This is a genomic window from Streptococcus sp. WM07, assembly GCF_004570525.1.
GTDB lineage: Bacteria > Bacillota > Bacilli > Lactobacillales > Streptococcaceae > Streptococcus.
In genome coordinates this window covers 1-4,127 of record NZ_SPPZ01000084.1, presented here as the reverse complement: position 1 = coordinate 4,127, position 4,127 = coordinate 1, and the positions used below count along the sequence as shown (strand labels likewise).

Here is a 4,127-nt window from a genome sequence, read left to right as displayed (position 1 = left end):
CTCGCTCATTCGAAGGCCAGTTGAGTTTTCCATTCTCAAACCTTTTGTACAGTAACCAGAAGCCCTGTCCATCCCAATAAAGGGCTTTGAAGCGATCTTTTCTTCCACCACAGAAAAGAAAGACTTGACCTGAGAAAAGGTCTAATTCAAATTCCTGTTTCACTAAGTAAGCCAAGGAATCAATTCCTTGCCTCATATCTGTTTTACCAGTTATCAAATGAACCCGACCTAAATCGCATAAATTTATCCTAGTGAACGAGCGAGAATCTACCATATCAATCTCCATCCTGATGATTTATAAGATTAGTATAGCTAGATTTCTAGTTCGGTTAAAGATACCTTGTTATTGGGCGCTTACACATCAACTACCAGGGCAGTAGGATAAAATCAAACCATTTGAAAAGTAGCTATGTACGTCTATAACTGATAATAAGACTGATATCGGACTTCTTTCTATCTAAAAGAGACAGGGTAAAAACGAACTATTTTGGGATTCGCTTGAAGTTTGAATGAATAAAAACAGCTTAGAATCAACGTTTCTAATAACGTAATTCTAAGCTGTTTTCTATTTTGAAGACTTTTTACCCAGCCTCTTTTTATACTAAATCAATACCTTAATTTTTTATCTTTAGGCACGTTTCACTGCAATAGCAGGTGAACCTAGTGCATTATCATCGGAATCATGACTCCGTACATTCCAAAGATAATCTAGACTATGCCATCCGCTCAATGATTTCGTATAAGGATCTGATAGTTTAACTTTTCCATCTTTATATTCAGTCAATAATAGTTCGTGGGTACTTGGATAGTTTACAAAAACACTCGGTCCTACAGCGAGAAGAACTGGATTTCCTAACTCCAGACTTGCTTGAATCGCCTGTTTCGTTTTTAGAACTTCTGATTTATAACCCCAATGACTAACTGCTTTCGCAATACCAGTTGCTGCAGTCCCCTGAACAATTTTATTAAAGGCATCTGTATTCTTATAGATATAGTCTCCTACTTCTGTTGGAAGGACTGTTTTACCTGAGAGTCCAGTAAATGCCATCGCTAGAGTAGTTGGAACACATCCTGTAGGTCCAAATAAGTAATTTCCATAACGTTTATTCGCCCAGCGGCTATCTAATTGAGAATAGTACGGTACTTCAAGCTTTTGAGAAGTTTGTGAAGCAGGCGCAGGACTGGTTTTAGGAATTGCTACGTTCTCTAACTGAGCTCTCTCTGCTTTCGCCATACTCAATAATTTATCAATGTCAATACCACCTGGGCAGAGTGTTGCAGAAACTTCATCATGTCCAATTACATGGTCACGATCGAGTGGGATATTATAGCGAAGCGAAATATCTGCGATCAATTTAGCCGAATTGCGATAAGTTTCTTCTGCAATTGTCCACTCTGGTCCTAAACTATTATTTAGATGCTCAATCCCAATGGAGCGTTGGTTGGTAGGATAATGCCCCGCATGCCAAGCAACTTCATTTTCAGGTACGACTCCCCAAATTTTATCTGGAGTAACCTGATAATGAGCCGAGGTCTCATTCCCATTTCGGATATACCAAGTCGCTCGTGCTCCCTCATCGCTCATGCCAGCATTATGGTGAATCACGATACGATCAATGGTGACACGGTTCTGATCAGAATAGACAGGATTCGAATCAATATGAGTCACAACTCCAGAATATTTTTTCGTTCCTACCCATTTTTCTGGATAGCCTTTTCCTACATTTGCTGGCTTTGGAGCATCAAAGCTAGTATTATCAAGCCACTTCAACTGACCTGTAGCATCTTTTACATAAGAATGAATTGTATACATTCCATATTCATAATTATGACGGCTGTACTCAATACGAGCCTTATAGCTACCATCTGCTTGTCTGCTGGCCTTATGCCAGATTAAGTCATCTTGACCATTATGAGAAGTCCATGTAGGTACCAGTACTTCACGAACATTTGTAAACTTATTCAAGTTTGTAATGCGTACATCAAAACCTGTATCGTTCGCATTTTCTACATGAATAGATTTCTGACTTTGAGGAATTTGTACAATTGTCTCAGTCACATAAGTCCGTTGATTGCTCCCAGTCACGTAATGCACATGAACCTGATACTTGCCTGAATCATATTTGTGTTGGCTAGTCTCAATATGGACTTTATAACTTCCATCGGTTTGTTTACTTGCCTTATGCCAAACAATATCGTCTTGACCGTTCTTTTCAGACCAAGTTGGAACCAAAACTTCTTTGACACCAGCTGGGTGATTGACATTCTTAACTACCACGTCAAAACCTGTCGATGAAATATTGGACGTCGAAACTTGACCCGTTTTCTGAACGACTGCTGCTTGTGGAATCCTCACTGTCGTCTCAGTCACATAAGTCCGTTGATTGCTCCCAGTCACGTAATGCACATGAACCTGATACTTGCCTGAATCATATTTGTGTTGGCTAGTCTCAATATGGACTTTATAGCTTCCATCGGTTTGTTTGCTTGCCTTATGCCAAACAATATCGTCTTGACCGTTCTTTTCAGACCAAGTTGGAACCAAAACTTCTTTGACACCAGCTGGGTGATTGACATTCTTAACTACCACGTCAAAACCTGTCGATGAAACATTGGACGTCGAAACTTGACCCGTTTTCTGAACGACTGCTGCTTGTGGGACACTGACCTGTGTTTTGGTCACAAATTCGCGTTTGTTTTGATTGGTTACATAGTATACATGAGATTGATAAGGACCACTATCATATTTGTGATCTACTGTTGGAATAAAGGCTTTATAGGTACCATCTGCTTGTTGGTTAGCCTTGTGCCAGATAATATCATCCTGCCCATTCTTCTCAGACCAGCTAGGGACAAGAACTTCCTTAACACCTTCTGGATGCTGTACTTGACTAACTCGAATCTCATAGCCTTGAGTTGTTACATTACTGCTGGCAACCTTTCCTGTCTTTTCCACCTTAACGGCTGGAGCTACTGGTTTGCTTGGTTGACTAATCTCTTCGATAGCTACATAACGACGAGCTCCAGAATAAGAAATATAGGAAATCCATCGATGACTATCTGCTGTGAGAACACGATCGTAACGCACAGTCTGCCCAGGTTTATAAGTTGCGACATTAGGGCTAGCAATTCGGGCTTCATTTTTCACACCTGCATTTTTGCTAAACGTATAAGTCCCTTGAGGAGCTAAGGCATTCAAGGCATTTGCAACAGCAGTATCTGTTGTTTGTCCTGCATTATTTTGTGCAGGGAGAGCCACATACCGTCTCGTACCTGAAGTAGCAATGTAGGATAACCACAAACGATCATCTTCTGTCAAAATTCGATCATATGCAACAGACTGACCTTTTTGATACGTCGCTACGACACCAGAAGATAACCGTGGCTGTACATGAACATCCGTAGGCTCATCAAATACATATGTTCCTGCATCAGGAAGGCTTGCTAAAATCGGATTCCCCGCGGTTGCCGCTCTACCTGTCGAGAATAGATCCGAAGATTCAAGCTGCGGTTTTACCTCCACGGACTTTGGCTGAAACGTTGTTCGTAATTTAGGCTTTGTGGATACCTCTTCCTTTACTACTGAACTTGGTTCCACTGTCTCTGTCTCTTTAATCGAAATCTCTTCACTTACAACAGTCGTTGCTACTTCCGCTTGAACCTCAATATTCCCTTTACTAGATGAACTGAGAGGATCCTGCTCGCCAGAACCACTTCTTGAAATTTCTTGACTAGTTACTTCTGATACTACCGAAGCTTCTTGTAAACTATCCGCCTGCACTTGCCCTCCCATGAATACAAGGTTAGCAATAAGAACAGAGGCTGCTCCAAAGGAATATTTCCGAATAGAGAAGCATTGCTGCGATCCATGTTTCATTCACTTATTTCCTTTATTTTTTACTATATCCTCATTTATTTTATACTACCTTTTCAGTTTTTTCAATATAAATAACCAAAAAGGCTGAGACAAAAGCCTCAACCTCAAGCATTATTAGAAAATCGAAAGTTTTAAAATGAAGTTAGCCACCTACCTTTACTGTGAGATGAGGACTACAACCCATTCTGATAAGTCATTGATTTCATTTGATGACAGGTTTGGAGCTGTTAGGCTAATTTGCCAAGGCTAA

General features: G+C 40.4%; 2 protein-coding genes. Both read right to left on the bottom strand.

Annotated elements, in window-relative coordinates; genetic code table 11:
* A partial coding sequence (gene tnpB, locus E4T71_RS08195; protein WP_245165718.1) for an IS66 family insertion sequence element accessory protein TnpB occupies positions 1-286 on the bottom strand: 286 nt, incomplete at its 3' end.
* A 342-nt stretch (positions 287-628) separates the two neighbouring features.
* Entirely contained in the window at positions 629-3,877 is a 3,249-nt protein-coding gene (locus tag E4T71_RS08190) for a GBS Bsp-like repeat-containing protein (RefSeq protein WP_135038825.1), read from the bottom strand.
* Between the last annotated feature and the right edge of the window lie 250 nt (positions 3,878-4,127).